Consider the following 17,022-nt stretch of genomic DNA (forward strand, 5'->3'; position numbering starts at 1 on the left):
AGGTATCTTGAATCGACGCGTTCATTCGTCATTTCACTCGGGGAGTTTCGCAATGAAAAGACTTTTGGTAATCGCCCTCGTTTGTGCGTTTCCACTCAGTTGTCTGCGATCCCCCGATCATGTCCCTTCTGCGACTAACGTGAATCAGCCGCCCCAGGAACTTTCTGTTGCGCCGCGCGCGAATGCAACGGGCGAGCTGGCAACCGCCAGTTCAACGCCAATTCCAGACCTCGGCGTGCCCGACGTTGCGATTGCCTATCCCGAAAAGAGTGATGTGCTCGCGATGTTGTACCGGGCCCGCGAGATGCGCCAACAGTGGCAATTCGAATCCGCTTTGGCGCTGGTCTCGCACGCGCTGGCCCTCGACCCATCAAGTCCAATGGCTCAATCGATGGAACGTGAAATTGCGGAAATCCTCAAGCGCTTGCGGGACCCTGGCACTCAGCACCGAACCAGAGTGCTGCGATACGCTGCGTAGCAATCGATTTCCTGATTAAAGCGTACGCTGCACGAACAATGTTCGCGATGAGTCTGACCGTCCGTGGTCGGCCGCGTTTTCCTGGACAGTTCGGTGCCTCGAGTGCGCGACACCTGAATCGAGTCGATGCTTTTCGTCCAAGTGGCCAACACAAGTACGCCTTTGTCGCTCGGCAAACTCCTGCAACGAGGTCATTTTTCAGACTCCTGGGTCTCTTCAGGCAGATCGATGGTAATCCTCATAAGATTGACGACGTGATCCTGTTCGTTGTCGTGACTTCGTCGCGCGTAAAATACTTGCGTGTCGAATGTAGGCCTTTCCTGACGTCGAGTGGAACAAGTCCATTCGAAGCCTTGGGATGAAAAACTCTGATGCAAACAAAACTGGCTGAACCCGAGTTGATCACGAACCATTCGCCTCATGCGCGAATCGAACAGCTGGGAAAATTCGCCGAGCTCATGGATGGACAGTTTCGCATTCCCGGAACGAACATCGAGTTCGGACTCGATGCCATCATCGGGCTGGTCCCTGGAATCGGCGACCTGGTCTGCGGTGCCATGTCGATGTGGCTCATCGGCGAGGCACGCCGGCTCGGTGCGCCACAGTGGCTCATCGCACGAATGATCTGGAACGTCGCTGTGGAAGTCGGCGTCGGAGCCGTCCCTCTAGTGGGTGACCTGTTCGACGTCGCCTGGAAAGCGAACCGAAAGAACATTCAGTTACTCCGCCGCCACTTCGAATCAGAATCGCACCGCGCGGCGAATTCGTCGCGTCCAAATTGGTAAGCCGTTGACAGCCCGTTGAAACTACGGGGACGCATTCCACACCAATTCAAAAACACCATGTCACCAAGAATGACAAGGCAAGAACATCAAGGTGCTCGAACGCTCTCGTTCTACGAGTTCTCCTCGTTACCAAGCTCCCCGGTGTGTTGATTTCCTGACTCGCGACCAAGCGCGAAGTTCTCCTCTTTCCTCGTTTCCCTATCGCGGAGAGAACCTGGCGCGATCCATCCTGGGCATTTCCGATATTGAGGAAACGTGTGCGGACGTCCCCAGCACTGGTTCCTGCCCGATTTACAACGAGAGCGGATGGGGCGTTTCCAAGCGCGTGCTTGGTAACGAGGAAACGAGAGAAAAACGACGTAACGAACTAACGCACGAAGGGCCGCCTGTGCGTGGCTCGTGCCTCACCCTGAATCACGCCCCTGACACAACTCGATGCCAGCAGGAATTTCCCTAAGGGGTTACACCTAGCCGCAACCCCTAGTGAAGACGGAAGTTCGGACAACGTTCCTCAGGCCGGAATGACTTGGATTCCGGATAACCGTGCTGTCCGCTCAATAAGCAAACTCATAAGCATGTTCCAGGTCCGATTGCGCACATTCGGTAATTTTTCTTCCAGCGCACTGCCGTTTAGTAGTCCAGAATAGACTGCCAAATGCCTCTGCAAGTTCCACGTCATCACTCTGCCTGCGATCACTGAGTTTCCCTGCATCGAGCCGCTCCATGTCGAGCCATCATCACAATCCCTACAACGCGTTTGTCCGAACGCATGGCGTTGGCGTTGCCGCCACATCGCTTCGGCTTTGGTCCGCCCCCAACCCCGTCACTGCCACAGTCGATCAACGAGTCAACTCGCACAAGGAAACGGTGTCTTGATGTGCGAACAGGCGGACACCATGGAAGCGACGATTCGATCGCGTGCGCAGGAACTGCTCTCTCATGAGCTTGAATCCGTGCGCTATGCGACCGACATTCGCTTTCTTTCCGTGCTGATCATTCAATGGTGTGTCGAGATCGCAATCAGCCTATGGCTTGCCCCACATGCCGCGAACAGTTCGGCCAGCGCCGTGCATGCTGGCGTCTGGCAGGCGATCGTCTGGGGTGGTGCAATCATCAGTGTGCCGTGCCTGCTTGCGGCACGCTCTCCCGGACGCCTGTCGACTCGCATCGCGATCGCCGCTGGCCAGGCCCTGTCATCCAGCCTTCTGATCCAGCTCATGGACGGCCGACTGGAAATGCATTTTCACCTGTTTGCGTCACTGGCGCTCCTGGCGTTCTACCGTGACATCAAGGTGCTCGTCCTGTTCTCGGTGCTGGTCGCCAGCGATCACTTGATTCGTGGGTTCTGGTGGCCCCAGTCGGTCTATGGAGTGGCAGCGAATGATCCGTGGCGATTCGCCGAACACATGGCATGGGTGATTGTGGAAGCCGGATTCCTGTTCGTCTTCTGTCGGCAGAGCATCGCCGAAATGACGCAGGCGACAGAACGACAAGCCCGGTTCGAATTTGTGAACAACCGCTTCGAATCCCGTGTCGTTCAGCGCACCGAATCGCTGCGCCGCAGTGAAGAACGTTTCGAGCTGGCATTGCTAGGCACACGCGTCGGTATCTGCGATTGGGACCTGAAATCCGATCAGGTCTACTGGTCGGAACGAATCAATGAGATCCTCGGGCTGCAGCCCGGCGAACTGCAGCAGACAATCCTGGCGTTAGCCAGCCGCCTGCATCGCGATGATTTTCGGCGCGTCGTCAATGGTGTGCGCCATGCCATACAAAACCGCTTGCCGTTTCAAGAGGAATTTCGACTGCGTTGTGAAAACAAAGGCTATTGCTGGGTCGAAGCCAGCGGCGCCTGCATCGTCGACGATGAGGGTCAGCCCTATCGATTCACGGGCGGCTTGACCGATATCAGCCATCGCAAACAAGTCGAGTCTGAGCTTGCCGAACGTGATGCACAATTGCGGCAAGCGCATAAGCTTGAGGCCATCGGATCGCTGGCAGGGGGGATCGCCCACGAATTCAACAATCTACTGCAGGCAATCCGTGGCTATACGCGTTACGCGATGAAAGGGCTGGCCCCCGAAGAAACACGCCACCAGGATCTGCAGCAGGTTCTGGACGCCGCCGAGCGAGCGACCGTGCTGACGCGACAACTGCTGGGATTCAGCCGTTACCAATCGATTGACCGCCGCGAACTGAATCCCCTGAGTGTGCTTGAAGGCGTGACCAATATGCTGCGTCCCTTGATTGGGGCACCGATCAAGATCATCACCAATACCTCCGGAAACCTGGGCACGATCTTCGCCGATCCGGGATTGATGCAACAGATGCTACTCAATCTGTGTCTCAATGCGCGCGACGCCATGCCCGATGGCGGGCATATTATGCTGACTCTGAAACGCCGGTACTTTGGCGAGAAGGTCTACAAACTGCATTCGCTCCCCAAACCGGGTCCGTATCTGCTCATGTCGGTCACCGACAATGGCACGGGAATGACACAGGACGTTCAGCAGCGGATTTTCGAACCGTTCTTCACCACGAAAGACGTGGGTGTCGGCACCGGGCTGGGATTATCGGTGGTCTATGGAATCGTTCAGCAACATGAGGGTGCGATCGAAGTTAAAAGTCAGCTCGGTTTCGGCACGACGTTTAACATCCTACTGCCGATCAACCAGAGCTCGATCCCTGACCTGATCCCGCGGGAACAGCCGGGATCGCCAGGGGGCACTGAGACGATCCTGATTGCTGAAGACGATGCGTCCGTCCGCGAACTGGGTACGCGCATTCTGACCGGTGCGGGATACCGCGTTCTGTCCGCGAACAATGGCGTCGAAGCGCTCAGCCTTCATCAACGCCACCAGAACGAGATCTCACTGGTCCTTCTGGATGCCATCCTTCCACGTCTGTCTGGCCATCGCGTGCTCGAGGAACTCCGCACGAGATCGTCGTCGCTGCCAGTCGTGCTTTGTACAGGATATGACCCCGACTCGGCCTCTCTCGGTTTCACGAAAGAGGAAGGAGTCCGTCTCGTACAAAAACCGTTCGAAGCGGACACACTGCTGCGCACAATTCGCGAATCATTGGATTTGCAACATTTGAAATTGGAAATGGTATGAGCATCAAGATTCCGCTCGACGCACCACGCCTGCTTGTCGTGGAAGATGATTCGCTGATCGGCGGACTGATCGTGCGCTGGTTGTCTGACGAAGGCTATTCATGCACCCGCGCCGCCAGTGCCGACGAAGCCATGGCCTATCTGCGCAAGCATGAAGTGGCTCTCGTCACATTGGATATCCGCATGCCAGGCGTGTCGGGGCTGCAATGCTTGAAGAAGATCAAACAAGAATTCCCGGATGTCGCCGTCCTGATGGTGACAGGGGAAGGGGACACGTCCATCGCGATTGACGCCCTGACGTCCGGTGCACATGGCTTCCTGCAAAAACCGACAGAGCAGGCAGAGCTTGTCATTCAGGTCAAACGAGCACTCGATCACAGGAGAATGACGCTCGAGAACCGGCAATACAATTTGCGCCTGGCCGAGAAAGTGCGTGAACAAACCGCAGTGATCATGGCGGCACACAAAGAAACAGTGGGCCGCCTGATTCGCGCATCCCTGTTTCGTGATGAAGAAACGGGCTCGCACATCCGCCGGACGGGCGAATACAGCGAACTGCTGGCCATGCGTGCCGGGTGGAGCAGTGACGATGCCGCCTTGATCCATCTGGCGGCACCGCTACATGACATCGGAAAGATCGGAATCCCCGATGCCATCCTGCGAAAACCGGGACGCCTGACGGCCGAAGAAATGGCGACGATGCGCACGCATACCACGATCGGTGCCAAGATGCTGGCCGGTTCGACGCTACCGATGCTTCAGATGGCCGAAGAGATTGCCCTGAACCACCACGAACATTGGAACGGGAAGGGCTATCCGAATCGTCGTGCGGGTTTCGAAATTCCGGAATCGGCGCGAATCGTGGCGATCGTCGATGTGTTTGACGCCTTGTCGCACGACCGAGTCTATCGGGCGGCCATGTCGGAAGACCATGTGCTCGAGATTCTGCGTGAAGGTCGCGGCCAGCACTTCGATCCGGTCCTGCTGGATCTGTTCTTCGAGATTCTACCCGAGATTCGCAACGTGGTTGACAGCGTTCCCGACGACGAATTCGATGGCTCTGACATCGGACCATTGCCCGTGAACGCGCCCTGACTCGAAGTCTGCGTTGCGAGACGAATCCACTGCTTCTCGACGACATTCGACGCACCATGTCGGGCGTCCACGCATCGCAGCAAAACGATTCTGATAGCTGAAAAAAAAGGAAGAGGTCGCTGTTCGGCGACCCCTTCCTCGCCATCCCTAGCAATTCTGATGAGCCCTCATGGCTCACGGAGGCGGATGCTATTGGAAACGTTTGCGCGACGAAAGGCTCCCAACTGCGTCTTCAAAAAAGATTAGCGAGAAATTGAAATCATCGACCTCGTTCCAGATTTCCAGAGCCCAGCGCGTTGACAGAATCTGACTTACCGTTCTCGTGCGACGGGTTAGGCATGACGTCATCAAACGCGTTCTGAATCCTGCCGATCACGATCATATTCGATCACGAGTGCAACCAGTTCGGGAAAGGTCGCAACTTCCAATTTATGCATCAGCTTCGCTCGGCGAAGCTCCACGGTTCGACGACTGAGGTCCAGCGCTTCGGCAATCATCATCAGCTTCTGACCTTTCACGAGCCGCTCGAGGACTTGAGTCTCGCCGGTCGTCAGCCTGGAAAAGAGGGCTCTGAGTGTCGCCCTCTTTTCGGCCGCTTCGCGTAACCGCGCCGTCTGTTCGGTTGCCGTCCTTACGGCCGCCTGGATCTCTTGCGGACCGGCGTTTTCACGCAGCAGAAATGTCACGGTTCCATGCCGGGCCGCCTCGACAATGGCACTGATATTTGAGTTCTCAAGCACCGCGATCGCGGCCAGCGGAACCTGCTTTCGATGAAGCTCTTCAAGAATTCGAAGCCCCTCGAGCTGTTCCGTTCCTAGCCTGACAATGACGCTGGCAAAATTGCTGGCGTGAAGCTGGGGAATCAGCTCTTCGCAGGTCTCCACGAACTCTGTCGTGAAGCCGTCCAATGAAAGCTGTTTGACCAGATAATCGACGAATTGATCATGATTGTCGTGCAGCAGAACGATTGAAGATGTTTGCATCGCTATGACCTCCAGTCAGAAGCATGTCGCATCGGCGCCCGACACAACTTGTCGATGCGGATTTGACGAAGGACATGTTTCGAACTGGCGTTTCAAGGGGTGGGTAAACTCGAAAGGGGTGGCACTCAATTTTACGATCGAAATGACCGTTGACACACGGTGAAACTCATCGCGAATGGCGTGGTTATCCACGTGCATCGCCACGAATTCGTATTTCCACAGGACGGAATTTTTTCCTGAACGGATCAATGCTTGCACGCTGGCGCCACAAGGCGCTGCCTGGCAGCTTGTTGCAATAACGGAGACTGACTCCGCTCAGCTCCCAAATCGCCAAGACATCGTAAACTCCAAGGTGCCTGCGCCCCGGGATCAACAGGCAGTCAATGCAATGTCATTTCGAGGACACAGGGGACAGGGGGAAAGAGCGTGCGGAATCTCTGGGGATTCCGACGATTCGCTCGCTCAGTCCCGGCCACCAGGCCCGCGTACTTCGTCATGACAAAGCGCTCGTGCTTACGTGTGGCTCTCGCCTTTCCAGAGTCCGGCACTAATCGCCAGACGAACCAGATCCGCCACGTTATCGATCCCAAGTTTGAGCATGATTCGCGCACGGCGGTCTTCCACCGCTCGACGGCTGATATTCAAGACGGCGGCGATCTTCTTGTTCGTGTCACCACATAGCACGCGCTGCAGCACCTCATGCTCACCCGTACTAAGCCGCTCGAATCGATCCGTCAGATCTTGCGATTCGGCATGACGGGCCCGATTCGCCGCATCTTTCGAGATGGCACGCTGAATCGCCTCGTAAAGCTCGGCCTCGGAGAAGGTCTTTTGCAGAAAGTCGATGGCCCCTTGCCGCATCGCACGCAGAACGACCGGAACTTCGGCATGCCCCGTCATGACGATAACGGCCGGACAAATCGGAAGCTGCGACAGCATCTCTTGCAGCGCCAGCCCTCCGGTGCCTGGCATGCGAACATCCAGAATCAAACAGCCAGGAGTCTGTGAATTGAACTCACGTAGATACGCCTCGGCCGAAGGATAAGTCTTCGTCTTCAGGCCCATGGACTGGACCAACACCGAGATCGAGTCAAGATAGGCAGAATCGTCATCGACGATAAACACGATTGGTTCAGAATTCATAGAACTGGTTCCCGATTCTCTGTGGCCCGACTGTCGATCGGAAGTCGAATTGCGAAAGTGGTGCCGCTCTCGGAACTCGAAAGCAGCAGCATCTGACCTTGATGTGTTTCAATAATGGATCGGCTGATCGACAAGCCCAATCCCATCCCCTCGGCCTTGGTTGTAAAAAAAGGACTGAATAGTTGTGCTTGAAGTTCGACGGGAATGCCGTGGCCGTGGTCAGAGATCGAGATCTGAATCACGTCGCCCTGGCGCATCGTACGGATTTCTAATTGACTGCGATCGCTCGGCAGTTCCAGCATCGCCTCCATTCCATTGCGAATCAGGTTCACAATCACCTGCTCGATCTGAACTTTGTCCGCAACGACCGTCGGCAACCCGTGTTCAAGCTCGAGGCGGATGCGGGGACGCGTGAACGTTTCGGCTTTCGAAATCAGCAGGATCGGCAAGGCAATCACATTCTCGATCAATCGGTTGAGATCCACGTCGGTTCGAATCGACCGATCTTTCTTGACGAACGTTCCAAGTCGATTCACAATCTCGGACGCTCGTTCCGCCTGAGCGACGGTTTTTTCCATCCACTCCAAAAGTTTGCCGTACCCTTCGCCGTCATACGATTTGGCAATCCGAACGCTCGCGCGGGCGTAGTTTGCCGCTGCAGCCAGTGGCTGATTGATCTCGTGGGCAAGTCCCGAGAACATTTCTCCGACGGTGCTCAGTCGACCTGCATGCGCCAATTCCGCCAAATGCCTTCGCGACTTGTCCTCGGCCTTCTTACGTTCCGTGATATCGACAATTGACCCCAGGACAAGCAACTCTTCACTGGTATGGATGGGGTTCAGGCCGATCTCAACGGGAAACTCGGTTCCGTCCTTACGACAACCAAACAGATCGCGTCCCGCTCCCATCGCCCTGACGGTGGGATGCGCGAAGAATTTCTCGCGCTGCGAAGGGTGTTTCGAACGAAACGTCTGGGGAACCAGGATTTCAACCGGCTGTCCGATCAGTTCGTCAGCGGTATAGCCAAACAGTTTTTGAGTCTGGGGGTTCGCCAAGACGATCAATCCGCGTCGATCAACCAGAATCATGGCGTTGATCGCCAACTCAACCATCAGTCGCGTCTTTTCTTCGGCGCGTTTGCGTTCGCTGATGTCGCGGGTGACCTTCGCAAATCCTTTCAATCGCCCGGCAGAGTTCCATAGCGGCGTAATTACGATGGAAGCCCAGTACACTTCGCCACTCTTGCGAACGCGCAGAGATTCTTCCGAAAAGTGGCCGTGTTCGCTGGCGAGTGTCAGTCCTTCTTCGGGCTTCCCCTGTGCGAGATCCTCCGCCCGATAGAAGCATGAAAAGTGACGCCCGAGAATCTCAGACGCTTCATATCCTTTAATCCGCCGGGCTCCTTCATTCCAACTGACAATGCGCCCCTCGGGATCAAGCATGAAGATGGCGTACTCTTTGACACTTTCGACCAGCAGCCGAAAACAGGCTTCGTTCGCTTCCACACTACTTGACGAGTTCTGTCCCTGTTCCGCAGTGCTCTGCGAAATGATCTCACGAAGGCTAGAATTTTCCGCTTCCAAATTTTGGACATATTGCTCCAAACTTCGACCCGCGACCGGAACACCGTCATGATTGACGGCCGTGGCCCGGTCGGTCCCAGTATCAGGTTTCTGCATTCGAAGTCGGATTCTGAAAGTGTGGAATAGAACTTGAACATGACCGTATGCGCGACGGGTTCGGTCGATTGTTAATCGATCACCATTCGTTCAACCTGCGACAAAAGATTTCGATTGAAATCCTGTACCACAGTGAGAAATGACAGTAAGGAAAGAAAACGGAGCGATTACGTCAGAACTTGTAGCCTAAAGGTGCCTGTTTCGCCCCGTCCAATGATAAGATACCCATCAGTGGCCATCGGTCGTTTCAGGTCATTTAAATGTATGATCAATGACCATTAGAAACTGGCCAGTACTGACGGGACGGAAAGAAAGGGCAGGCCGATCGCTGACCCGAAAATCAACGGCCGAGCATTCAGAACAAACGTTCAGATACAAACTAACGATATGTCAGAAATTCTGTCAAACCTACTGGCCTCCAATCCTTCCTGACGATAACGTCAGCTTCGCTGGACCTCCCGTTATGCAATTACGACTGGCGCTAATCGTTCTCGGACTACTCGGCTCGAGCCAACTTGGCTGGGCCGACGAATCGGCCGACTACGTGAATCGCATCAAACCCGTACTGCAGTCGCGCTGCTATGCCTGCCATGGCGTTTTGAAACAAGAAGGCGGCCTGCGTCTCGATAGCGGCGTGTTCGCGGTGAAGGGGGGCGATTCCGGCGCGGTAGTCAAACCCGGTGATGCCGATGGCAGCGTCCTGATCCAACGCATCGCGTCCAAGGACGACGCGACTCGAATGCCACCCGAGGGCGAACCGCTCAAGCCCGATGAGATCCTCGCAATTCAGGCCTGGATTGTTCAAGGGGCCGTGGCCCCCACCGACGAAGCGCCGGAACGCGATCCGCGCGAGCATTGGGCGTTTCAGCCCCCCGTCCGACCTGTCGTTCCCACCACCACGAATCCTGCCTGGTCAAGAAATCCCATCGACGCCTTCATTGGCGACAAGCATCGGCGAGAGCACTTGACGCCACAGCCGCACGCCGCCCGAGACATCTGGCTACGACGGGTCACGCTCGATTTGACGGGTCTACCTCCGACGGCCGAAGAACAACAAGCCTTTATGAACGACGAGTCTGAACAGGCCGTCGAAACTGTCGTGAACCGCTTACTGGACAGCCCGCAATACGGCGAACGCTGGGGGCGACATTGGATGGATATCTGGCGTTACAGTGATTGGTGGGGACTGGGTGAAGATGCCCGTAACTCGCAGAAACATATCTGGCACTGGCGCGACTGGATCATCGAATCGCTGAATGCGGACAAGGGCTATGACCAGATGCTGCGGGAAATGCTGGCGGCCGATGAACTCTATCCCGATGATCCAGACCGTTTGCGCGCGGGTGGGTTTCTGGGTCGACAATACTTCAAGTTCAACCGAACCAGTTGGATGGATGAAACGATCGAGCATACCGCCAAGGCGATGCTGGGTCTGACGTTCAACTGTGCGAAATGCCACGATCATAAATATGACCCGTTTTCTCAGGCAGACTATTATCGGTTCCGCGCGATCTTCGAACCATACCAGGTGCGACTGGATGCCACGAATGGTGTGATTGATTTCGAAAAGGACGGAATTCCGCGGCCATTCGACTGCAATCTCGACACCAAGACGTACCTGCATCTCCGCGGTGACGATCGCAATCCGGACACCAGCCGCGTCATGGAACCCGCGTTCCCTGCATTCCTCACAACGGCCGCCAGCGCTCCCGCCATCGAACCGATCACACTCCCCGCGGTTGCCGTTCAGCCCGGCCTGCGGGCGTTCGTGGTCGAGGCGTACCTGCAACAGGCCGAACGGAAAATCGCCGACATGCGCCACGAACTTAGCGCGGCGCGGGTCCGATTGTCCGAGTCTGAACATCGCGAAGAATCGTCGTCAGCCCTGCAGCCGCAAAATACCGGCGCGGTCCTGGTCCATGACGATTTTTCCGCGGTCGTCGCGGATCGCTGGGAACAGCGCGACGGTACCTGGAACTACGATGGTCAAAAACTGATACAAAGCAAAGAAGGTCCAGTGCGAGCGGAATTGCGGCTAAAGCAACTTCCGCCTGACGACTTCGAGGTGAAGCTCAAGTTCACCCCAACCGGCGGTCAGACCTGGAAGTCGGTCGGAATCACGTTCGACGGCACCGATTCGAATGAACTGCTGGCCTACCTAAGCGCTCATTCCGGCGGATCGAAAGCCCAATTCGCCTACAAGAAAGGGGCCTACGTTTACCCCGGCGAAGCGGCCAAACCATTACCGATCGAGTTGAACCGACCGTATGAATTGACGCTGCGCGTGCGGGACACGCTCATCAACCTTCTGGTCGATGGAGAGCTGGCCGTCAGCTTTCGCTCGCCTGTCCCAAGGCAACGCGGGGCACTTCAGATCATCACCTACGATGCCAAGGCCGAAATCCAATCATTTCAGTTGAAGGCGCTGTCCAGCGCGACGCAACTGATCGAAGCCACATCCGGTAAAGTTCCCGCGGACGCGATTCTTCCGATCGATCAAGCGCGATTGGCCCTCAGCGTCGCACAGAAGTCACTGGCGTGGGCCGAAACACAGCCTGCACTAATTCGGGCACGGGCCGCCGCAGACCAGGCCCGCTATGCGCAACCACCCGCTGACAACGCACTCGAACTGGCACGCGGCGCGGCGCGTGAAGAACGCTTGGCCGCCCTCGCAAAAACCGACGAAGAGCTCGTTCGCGCCGAACTCGAACTGCGACGCGCTCCGGCCGACAAGAAATCCGAACCAGAGAAAAAGCTGGCCACGGCTCGCACGGCACACGAAATGGCGCTGAAGACACTCGATGAGCCCGGCGAATCCTTCACGTCACTTCGGGGTGCCTCCAAAGTTCTGGAGTCGAACCTGGAAACCGAGGATTCGCGTCTGAAACCATTCCCGGCAACAAGCTCGGGACGGCGGACCGCGCTGGCAAAATGGATTACCGATCCCCGTCATCCACTGACCGCCCGTGTCGCCGTCAATCACATCTGGGCGCGTCACTTCGGCCGGCCACTGGTTCCCACGGTCTTTGACTTCGGTCGAAAAGGGGCGACGCCCACGCATCCCGAATTGCTGGATTGGCTGGCCATCGAATTGATGCAAGGTGGACAAGACCGGACGAATAGCGCGGGTTGGTCCATGAAGCACATTCATCGCTTGATTGTGACGTCGGAAACGTATCGCTTAAGCTCCTCAAACGCCGATGCCGCGAGCGAGAATCGGCGTCGCGACCCCGACAACCAGTTCTATTGGCGGATGAATCCAATTCGAATGCAGTCGCAGGTGGTGCGCGACGCGCTGCTTCGTCTGGCGGACGAACTCGATCTCACAATGGGCGGCCCTTCAATTCCGATTCAAAACGAATCGTCGCGGCGGCGAAGTCTGTACTTTATCCACTCGAATATCTTGCGCGAAAAATTTCTCTCGATGTTTGACGATGCGAGCGTCCTTGACTGCTATCGACGAGCCGAAAGTATCGTGCCGCAACAGGCGCTAGCGCTGGAAAATAGTCCATTGGCAATTGAGATGGCCACAAAGATCGCACACCGTTTGACCGCCGCCCATCCGTCCGCCACGGATCGCGATTTCATTCGAATTGCGTTCAACACGGTGCTCGCCACCGAACCCACCGCAGCGGAACTCGACACCGTGCTGGAAGTCTGGCCTCAATTCATCGAAGCCGCCAAACTCTCAAACAAAGACAATCCACAGCAGCAGGCCCGAATCAACATCGTGCAAGCTCTCCTCAACCACAACGACTTCGTCACAATCCGCTAACCCAGCCTTTCTCTGTGTCTCCGTGCCTCTGTGTCTCCCAAACCTCCCGCTGGCCCCCATGAACGCGAAGCGGACTGCGGGCACACATTGGTGGTTTGGGAGACACAGAGGCGCGGAGACACAGAGGGGAAAGTGAAGATGGAACGCGACGGCGACTTTATCACGGGATCATGAGATGACTCGAGACGACGGATGTCAAGCGGGGCACGGCGTTCACCGACGTGCGTTCTTGTCCGATATGGGGATGGGGTTTACCGGGCTGGCACTGGGTTCCATGCTGGCGCGCGACGGTGTGACCAGGGCCGAGTCATCAACTGTCTGGACACCTCCGACGGGCGATCCGCATTTCACGCCGAAAGCCAAAAGCGTGATCTGGCTGTTCATGAACGGTGGCGTCTCACAAGTCGAAAGCTTCGATCCCAAACCCGAGCTAACGAAGTACGCCGGAAAGTCGATCAATGAAACGCCCTACCTGGACGTCCAGAACCCCGAAAAACTGAAACTGGCGCGCGTGACCGTCATCAACGACGCCAACGGGCAGCAGCGCAACAAGCTGTACCCGCTGCAAGTCGGCTTTCGAAAGTACGGAGAAAGCGGCATCGAGCTGAGCGACTGGGTCCCGCACGTCGGCGATTGCGTTGACGATCTCGCCGTGATCCGCTCCATGTATACGACCGACGACAACCACGGCGCGCAAACGCAATTTCATTCGGGCCGGCATATGCTCGATGGCGAGTTTCCAACGCTGGGCGCGTGGGTCCACTATGGGCTGGGAACGCTGAACGACAATTTGCCCCAGTTCATTTCCATCGGAAAACGCGAATACTGGAATGCGAAAGACGGGCACTACCTGGGCCCCGCGCACGATGCGATTCCCATTCGCGTCGACCCCGGCAATCCGCTGGATTTTGGCCAACCGGCAAACGGACAGACACGGGCAGAACAACAGGTCGGGTTCGATCTGGTCGGACGCCTGAATCGCCTGAAGGGCGTCGAGTATCCAGACGACCCGGCATTAAACGCACGAATCAAAGCGTACGAACTGGCGTTTCGCATGCAAACGTCGGTTCCTGACGTGCTGAATCTGAACATCGAAACGGAAGACACGCAAAAGCTGTACGGGCTGGATGACCCGGCCACTCGTGATTTTGGCATGCAAATGCTTGCGGCGCGCCGATTCGTCGAGCAAGGCGTGAGGTTCATCCAGGTTCAGCATGGTGCGGGCGGTGCCGGTGCCTGGGATGCACATGGGGCACTGAAGGCGAATCACTCGGGCAATTTCAAAGCGGTCGACAAGCCGATTGCTGGATTGCTCAAAGATCTCAAGCAGCGAGGGCTACTCGATTCGACGATTGTGTTGTTTGCGAGCGAGTTTGGCCGGACCCCGGGTTCACAGGGCGCAGATGGCCGCGATCATCATATCTTCGGGTTCTCGGTCTGGATGGCAGGCGGAGGAATCAAGGGCGGCCTGGTTCACGGCGCCACCGACGAAATCGGTTTTCATGCCGTGGAAAATCGACACTACGTGACCGACATCCATGCAACCATTCTGCATCAGATGGGACTCGATTCACGCCAACTCGAAGTCCCAGGGCGAAAACGTCTCGACATCGACCATGGGAAGCCGATTCTGGAAATCCTGAGCTAGCCTGGCAGACGACAGGTCAGGGTACAGCCTGACCTGTCGTCCATCACCGCGCACGACGTCGTCATGTTGCTGCCGCTGGCATAACATGGTTCATTGATGCCGACCCCAGCGTCATGTGGATCTGTTGCTCCACCATGGCTCGATACTTTCCACCTTGCGCCATCAATTCGGCGTGGGTCCCCGTTTGACTGATTCGGCCATGCTCGATCACGACGATCAGATTGGCCCCGGCAATCGTGCTTAAGCGATGCGCGATGACGAAGCTGGTTCTTCCTCGCATGAGTTCACTCAGACTTTGCTGAATCAGCCGTTCGCTGTCGGTGTCAAGATTGCTGGTCGCTTCGTCCAGAATCAGCAGCTTGGGGTCAGCCAGAATCGCACGAGCAATCGCCAGCCGTTGACGCTGTCCACCACTCAGGCGTACCCCGCGCTCGCCGATAATGGTCTCCATCCCGTGTGTCATCTTGTCGATGAACTCGGTCGCATTGGCCGCCTCCGCCGCGGCGCGAATTTCCACATCACTGGCATCACGACGGGCATACCCGATGTTATCGCGAATCGTCCCATCGAACAAAAAGACATCCTGCTCAACCACGCCCAGCAGCGATCGAAATGATTCGACGTCGTAGTCGCGCAAATCGCGGCCATCGAGTGTGACACGGCCGAAACTTGGGTCATAGAATCGCGCCACGAGATTGCTGAGCGTCGTCTTGCCCGCACCACTCGGTCCGACGAGGGCCACAATCTGGCCCGCTTCGACGTCCAGGCTGACATCGTTCAGCGCGGGACTGTCCGTTCCGGGATAAGTAAAGCTGACGTGCTCAAACGCGACCTTGCCAACGACACGGTCACGATCCACCTTGATCGAGTCGGCCGTCGATGGCATTTCCCGTGATTCTTGCAGCAGATCCAAAACTCGATCGAGGCCACTCAGGCTATTCTGAAACTGCGTCGCACTTTGCGCCAAAGTGGCAAGGGGTTCGAGCAACATCAGCAGGTAAGTCAAGAACATGATCAGATCACCGACCGTCAGGTGACCATCCAGAACCCGCCAGCCACCATAGAACAGCAGGGCCGCACTCGCGATGGGAATCAACGTCTCCCAAACCATCTCGACGATGCGCATCCACCACCAGGCGTACAATTCCTGGCGCGCCATCAGGTTGTTTTCGGTCGTGAATCGAGCCGCTTCCCGCTTCTGCCGACTGAACGCGCGGATGATTCGCATCCCTGCAAACGCTTCGGTAGCACTCGCGTCGATCAATTCACGCTGTTTTCGAATCACGCGAAATTGAGGACGAATGCTGTTGATCCATGCGCGATGTGTCAAATAGACCGTCGGCAAAAGCAACACGGCTCCAAGCAACATGGTCCAGTCGACCCAGGCCAAGATCGCCAGACTGCCGACCAGTTGGATGATCGCACGCCACGGATTGAACAGCATCCCGAATACCAGCTCGCCGACACTGCCGCCATCTTCCCGCAGGATCGATGCGACGCCGCCCGATCGGATTTCTTGAATGCGATGAAGCGGCAAGCGAACGGCATGTTCAAACACGCGGCGGCGAAGATTCAGCTGAATCTGCTTCGAGATCTTCGTGGCGTACCAGCGGCCCCAGACATGAATGACGATTTTCAGCAGGGAAATCACCGCAACGACAATGACGGTGACCAGCAGCAACTGCCGTGGGTTGGCCAGCGAAGGAAATCGTCGAAGCCACGCGTCCGGTAATGTCCGACCGCTAAGCCCATAGTCGATGACGAACTTGGTGCCAGCGGGAGGCAATAACCCGATCAGAGTCGACAACGTGACCGAAGCCAGAATCCAAATCACCTGACTCTGAAAGGGCTTCAGCAAACCCAGGAATTGCCAGACGAGCTGCCCCGCGGAACGAACCCGATTCTTGGCACTGCGTGGTTCTGCCGTGGAATGAATGCTGCCGCGTGGCAGCTCTTTCTTCTTCACCTGTTGCCGATAACGTTCAAACCGAGAACGGCTACCTGTCAGCCGCCCGCCGCCGATCGGTGACACGTCCGATGGCAACACCGGTTCGGCCGAATGTGATCCAGTTGAGTGATTGTGCATATCTGATTGTAAGCCGCGGATCGATCCGGTCGAGTCGCGGAACAGAGATTTCTGCGAAACCATCACCAGTGACAGGGGACGTGGCACGGTTCCTGAGCCAGCCCCATCCGCATCCCCCAGCTCACATTTCAGGGCAATTGCTCAACCTGAGCCCAACGGCAACAGCGGTTTTCAAGAATGAGCACAGACCGATCGCTGGCGATTTGATTCATTCCCAAAACGAAAACCCTCGTCT

Annotated in this window: 11 protein-coding genes; 7 read left to right on the plus strand and 4 right to left on the minus strand. The window is 56.6% G+C overall.

Features of this window, described 5'->3' with window-relative positions; translation table 11 throughout:
* Positions 1 to 52: 52 nt before the first annotated feature.
* The 5 genes from OSO_RS0129730 (at position 53) to OSO_RS0129760 (ending at position 5,473) form a co-directional block, all read left to right on the plus strand.
* Positions 53 to 478, plus strand: a complete 426-nt coding sequence (locus tag OSO_RS0129730; protein ID WP_157605524.1) for a hypothetical protein — start codon at positions 53 to 55, stop codon at positions 476 to 478.
* Positions 479 to 849: 371 nt separating this feature from the next.
* Positions 850 to 1,263, plus strand: a complete 414-nt coding sequence (locus tag OSO_RS45715; RefSeq protein ID WP_010586601.1) for a DUF4112 domain-containing protein — start codon at positions 850 to 852, stop codon at positions 1,261 to 1,263.
* Positions 1,264 to 1,986: 723 nt separating this feature from the next.
* Positions 1,987 to 2,139, plus strand: a complete 153-nt coding sequence (locus tag OSO_RS51055) for a hypothetical protein (RefSeq protein ID WP_157605525.1) — start codon at positions 1,987 to 1,989, stop codon at positions 2,137 to 2,139.
* Positions 2,139 to 4,379: a PAS domain-containing hybrid sensor histidine kinase/response regulator family protein gene (locus OSO_RS48790; RefSeq protein WP_010586602.1), complete on the plus strand. Its 2,241-nt coding sequence runs from the start codon at positions 2,139 to 2,141 to the stop codon at positions 4,377 to 4,379. Before OSO_RS51055 ends, OSO_RS48790 begins: the two co-directional genes overlap by 1 nt.
* Entirely contained in the window at positions 4,376 to 5,473 is a 1,098-nt protein-coding gene (locus OSO_RS0129760; protein ID WP_010586603.1) for an HD domain-containing phosphohydrolase, read from the plus strand. The genes OSO_RS48790 and OSO_RS0129760 overlap by 4 nt, the downstream gene beginning before the upstream one ends.
* Positions 5,474 to 5,820: 347 nt before the next feature.
* Here the strand turns inward: OSO_RS0129760 and OSO_RS0129770 are convergent, their stop codons facing one another.
* The 3 genes from OSO_RS0129770 to OSO_RS45725 form a co-directional block, all read right to left on the minus strand.
* The gene (locus OSO_RS0129770; RefSeq protein ID WP_010586604.1) at positions 5,821 to 6,456 is read right to left on the minus strand and encodes a response regulator transcription factor; all 636 of its coding nucleotides are present in this window, start codon (positions 6,454 to 6,456) and stop codon (positions 5,821 to 5,823) included.
* A gap of 513 nt (positions 6,457 to 6,969) precedes the next feature.
* Positions 6,970 to 7,599, minus strand: a complete 630-nt coding sequence (locus OSO_RS0129780) for a response regulator transcription factor (RefSeq protein ID WP_010586606.1) — start codon at positions 7,597 to 7,599, stop codon at positions 6,970 to 6,972.
* The gene (locus OSO_RS45725; protein ID WP_010586607.1) at positions 7,596 to 9,278 is read right to left on the minus strand and encodes a PAS domain S-box protein; all 1,683 of its coding nucleotides are present in this window, start codon (positions 9,276 to 9,278) and stop codon (positions 7,596 to 7,598) included. Before OSO_RS45725 ends, OSO_RS0129780 begins: the two co-directional genes overlap by 4 nt.
* A 463-nt stretch (positions 9,279 to 9,741) precedes the next feature.
* On the opposite strand from OSO_RS45725, the gene OSO_RS0129795 reads away from it, so the two are divergent.
* Entirely contained in the window at positions 9,742 to 13,053 is a 3,312-nt protein-coding gene (locus OSO_RS0129795) for a PSD1 and planctomycete cytochrome C domain-containing protein (protein ID WP_010586608.1), read from the plus strand.
* A gap of 175 nt (positions 13,054 to 13,228) precedes the next feature.
* Positions 13,229 to 14,701: a DUF1501 domain-containing protein gene (locus OSO_RS0129800; protein ID WP_010586609.1), complete on the plus strand. Its 1,473-nt coding sequence runs from the start codon at positions 13,229 to 13,231 to the stop codon at positions 14,699 to 14,701.
* Between the two features lie 61 nt (positions 14,702 to 14,762).
* Here the strand turns inward: OSO_RS0129800 and OSO_RS0129805 are convergent, their stop codons facing one another.
* Positions 14,763 to 16,874 carry an ABC transporter ATP-binding protein gene (locus OSO_RS0129805; RefSeq protein ID WP_010586610.1) on the minus strand — a complete coding sequence of 704 codons (2,112 nt, stop codon included), beginning with the start codon at positions 16,872 to 16,874 and terminating at the stop codon, positions 14,763 to 14,765.
* Positions 16,875 to 17,022 lie beyond the last annotated feature (148 nt).

The organism is Schlesneria paludicola DSM 18645, assembly GCF_000255655.1.
GTDB lineage: Bacteria > Planctomycetota > Planctomycetia > Planctomycetales > Planctomycetaceae > Schlesneria > Schlesneria paludicola.

Coding starts and splice junctions, on each gene's coding strand:
- OSO_RS0129730 (WP_157605524.1), top strand. CDS start 53: ATGAAAAGACTTTTGGTAATCGCCCTCGTTTGTGCGTTTCCACTCAGT.
- OSO_RS48790 (WP_010586602.1), top strand. CDS start 2,139: ATGTGCGAACAGGCGGACACCATGGAAGCGACGATTCGATCGCGTGCG.
- OSO_RS0129770 (WP_010586604.1), bottom strand. CDS start 6,456: ATGCAAACATCTTCAATCGTTCTGCTGCACGACAATCATGATCAATTC.
- OSO_RS51055 (WP_157605525.1), top strand. CDS start 1,987: ATGTCGAGCCATCATCACAATCCCTACAACGCGTTTGTCCGAACGCAT.
- OSO_RS0129800 (WP_010586609.1), top strand. CDS start 13,229: ATGACTCGAGACGACGGATGTCAAGCGGGGCACGGCGTTCACCGACGT.
- OSO_RS0129780 (WP_010586606.1), bottom strand. CDS start 7,599: ATGAATTCTGAACCAATCGTGTTTATCGTCGATGACGATTCTGCCTAT.
- OSO_RS0129760 (WP_010586603.1), top strand. CDS start 4,376: ATGAGCATCAAGATTCCGCTCGACGCACCACGCCTGCTTGTCGTGGAA.
- OSO_RS45715 (WP_010586601.1), top strand. CDS start 850: ATGCAAACAAAACTGGCTGAACCCGAGTTGATCACGAACCATTCGCCT.
- OSO_RS0129795 (WP_010586608.1), top strand. CDS start 9,742: ATGCAATTACGACTGGCGCTAATCGTTCTCGGACTACTCGGCTCGAGC.
- OSO_RS45725 (WP_010586607.1), bottom strand. CDS start 9,278: ATGCAGAAACCTGATACTGGGACCGACCGGGCCACGGCCGTCAATCAT.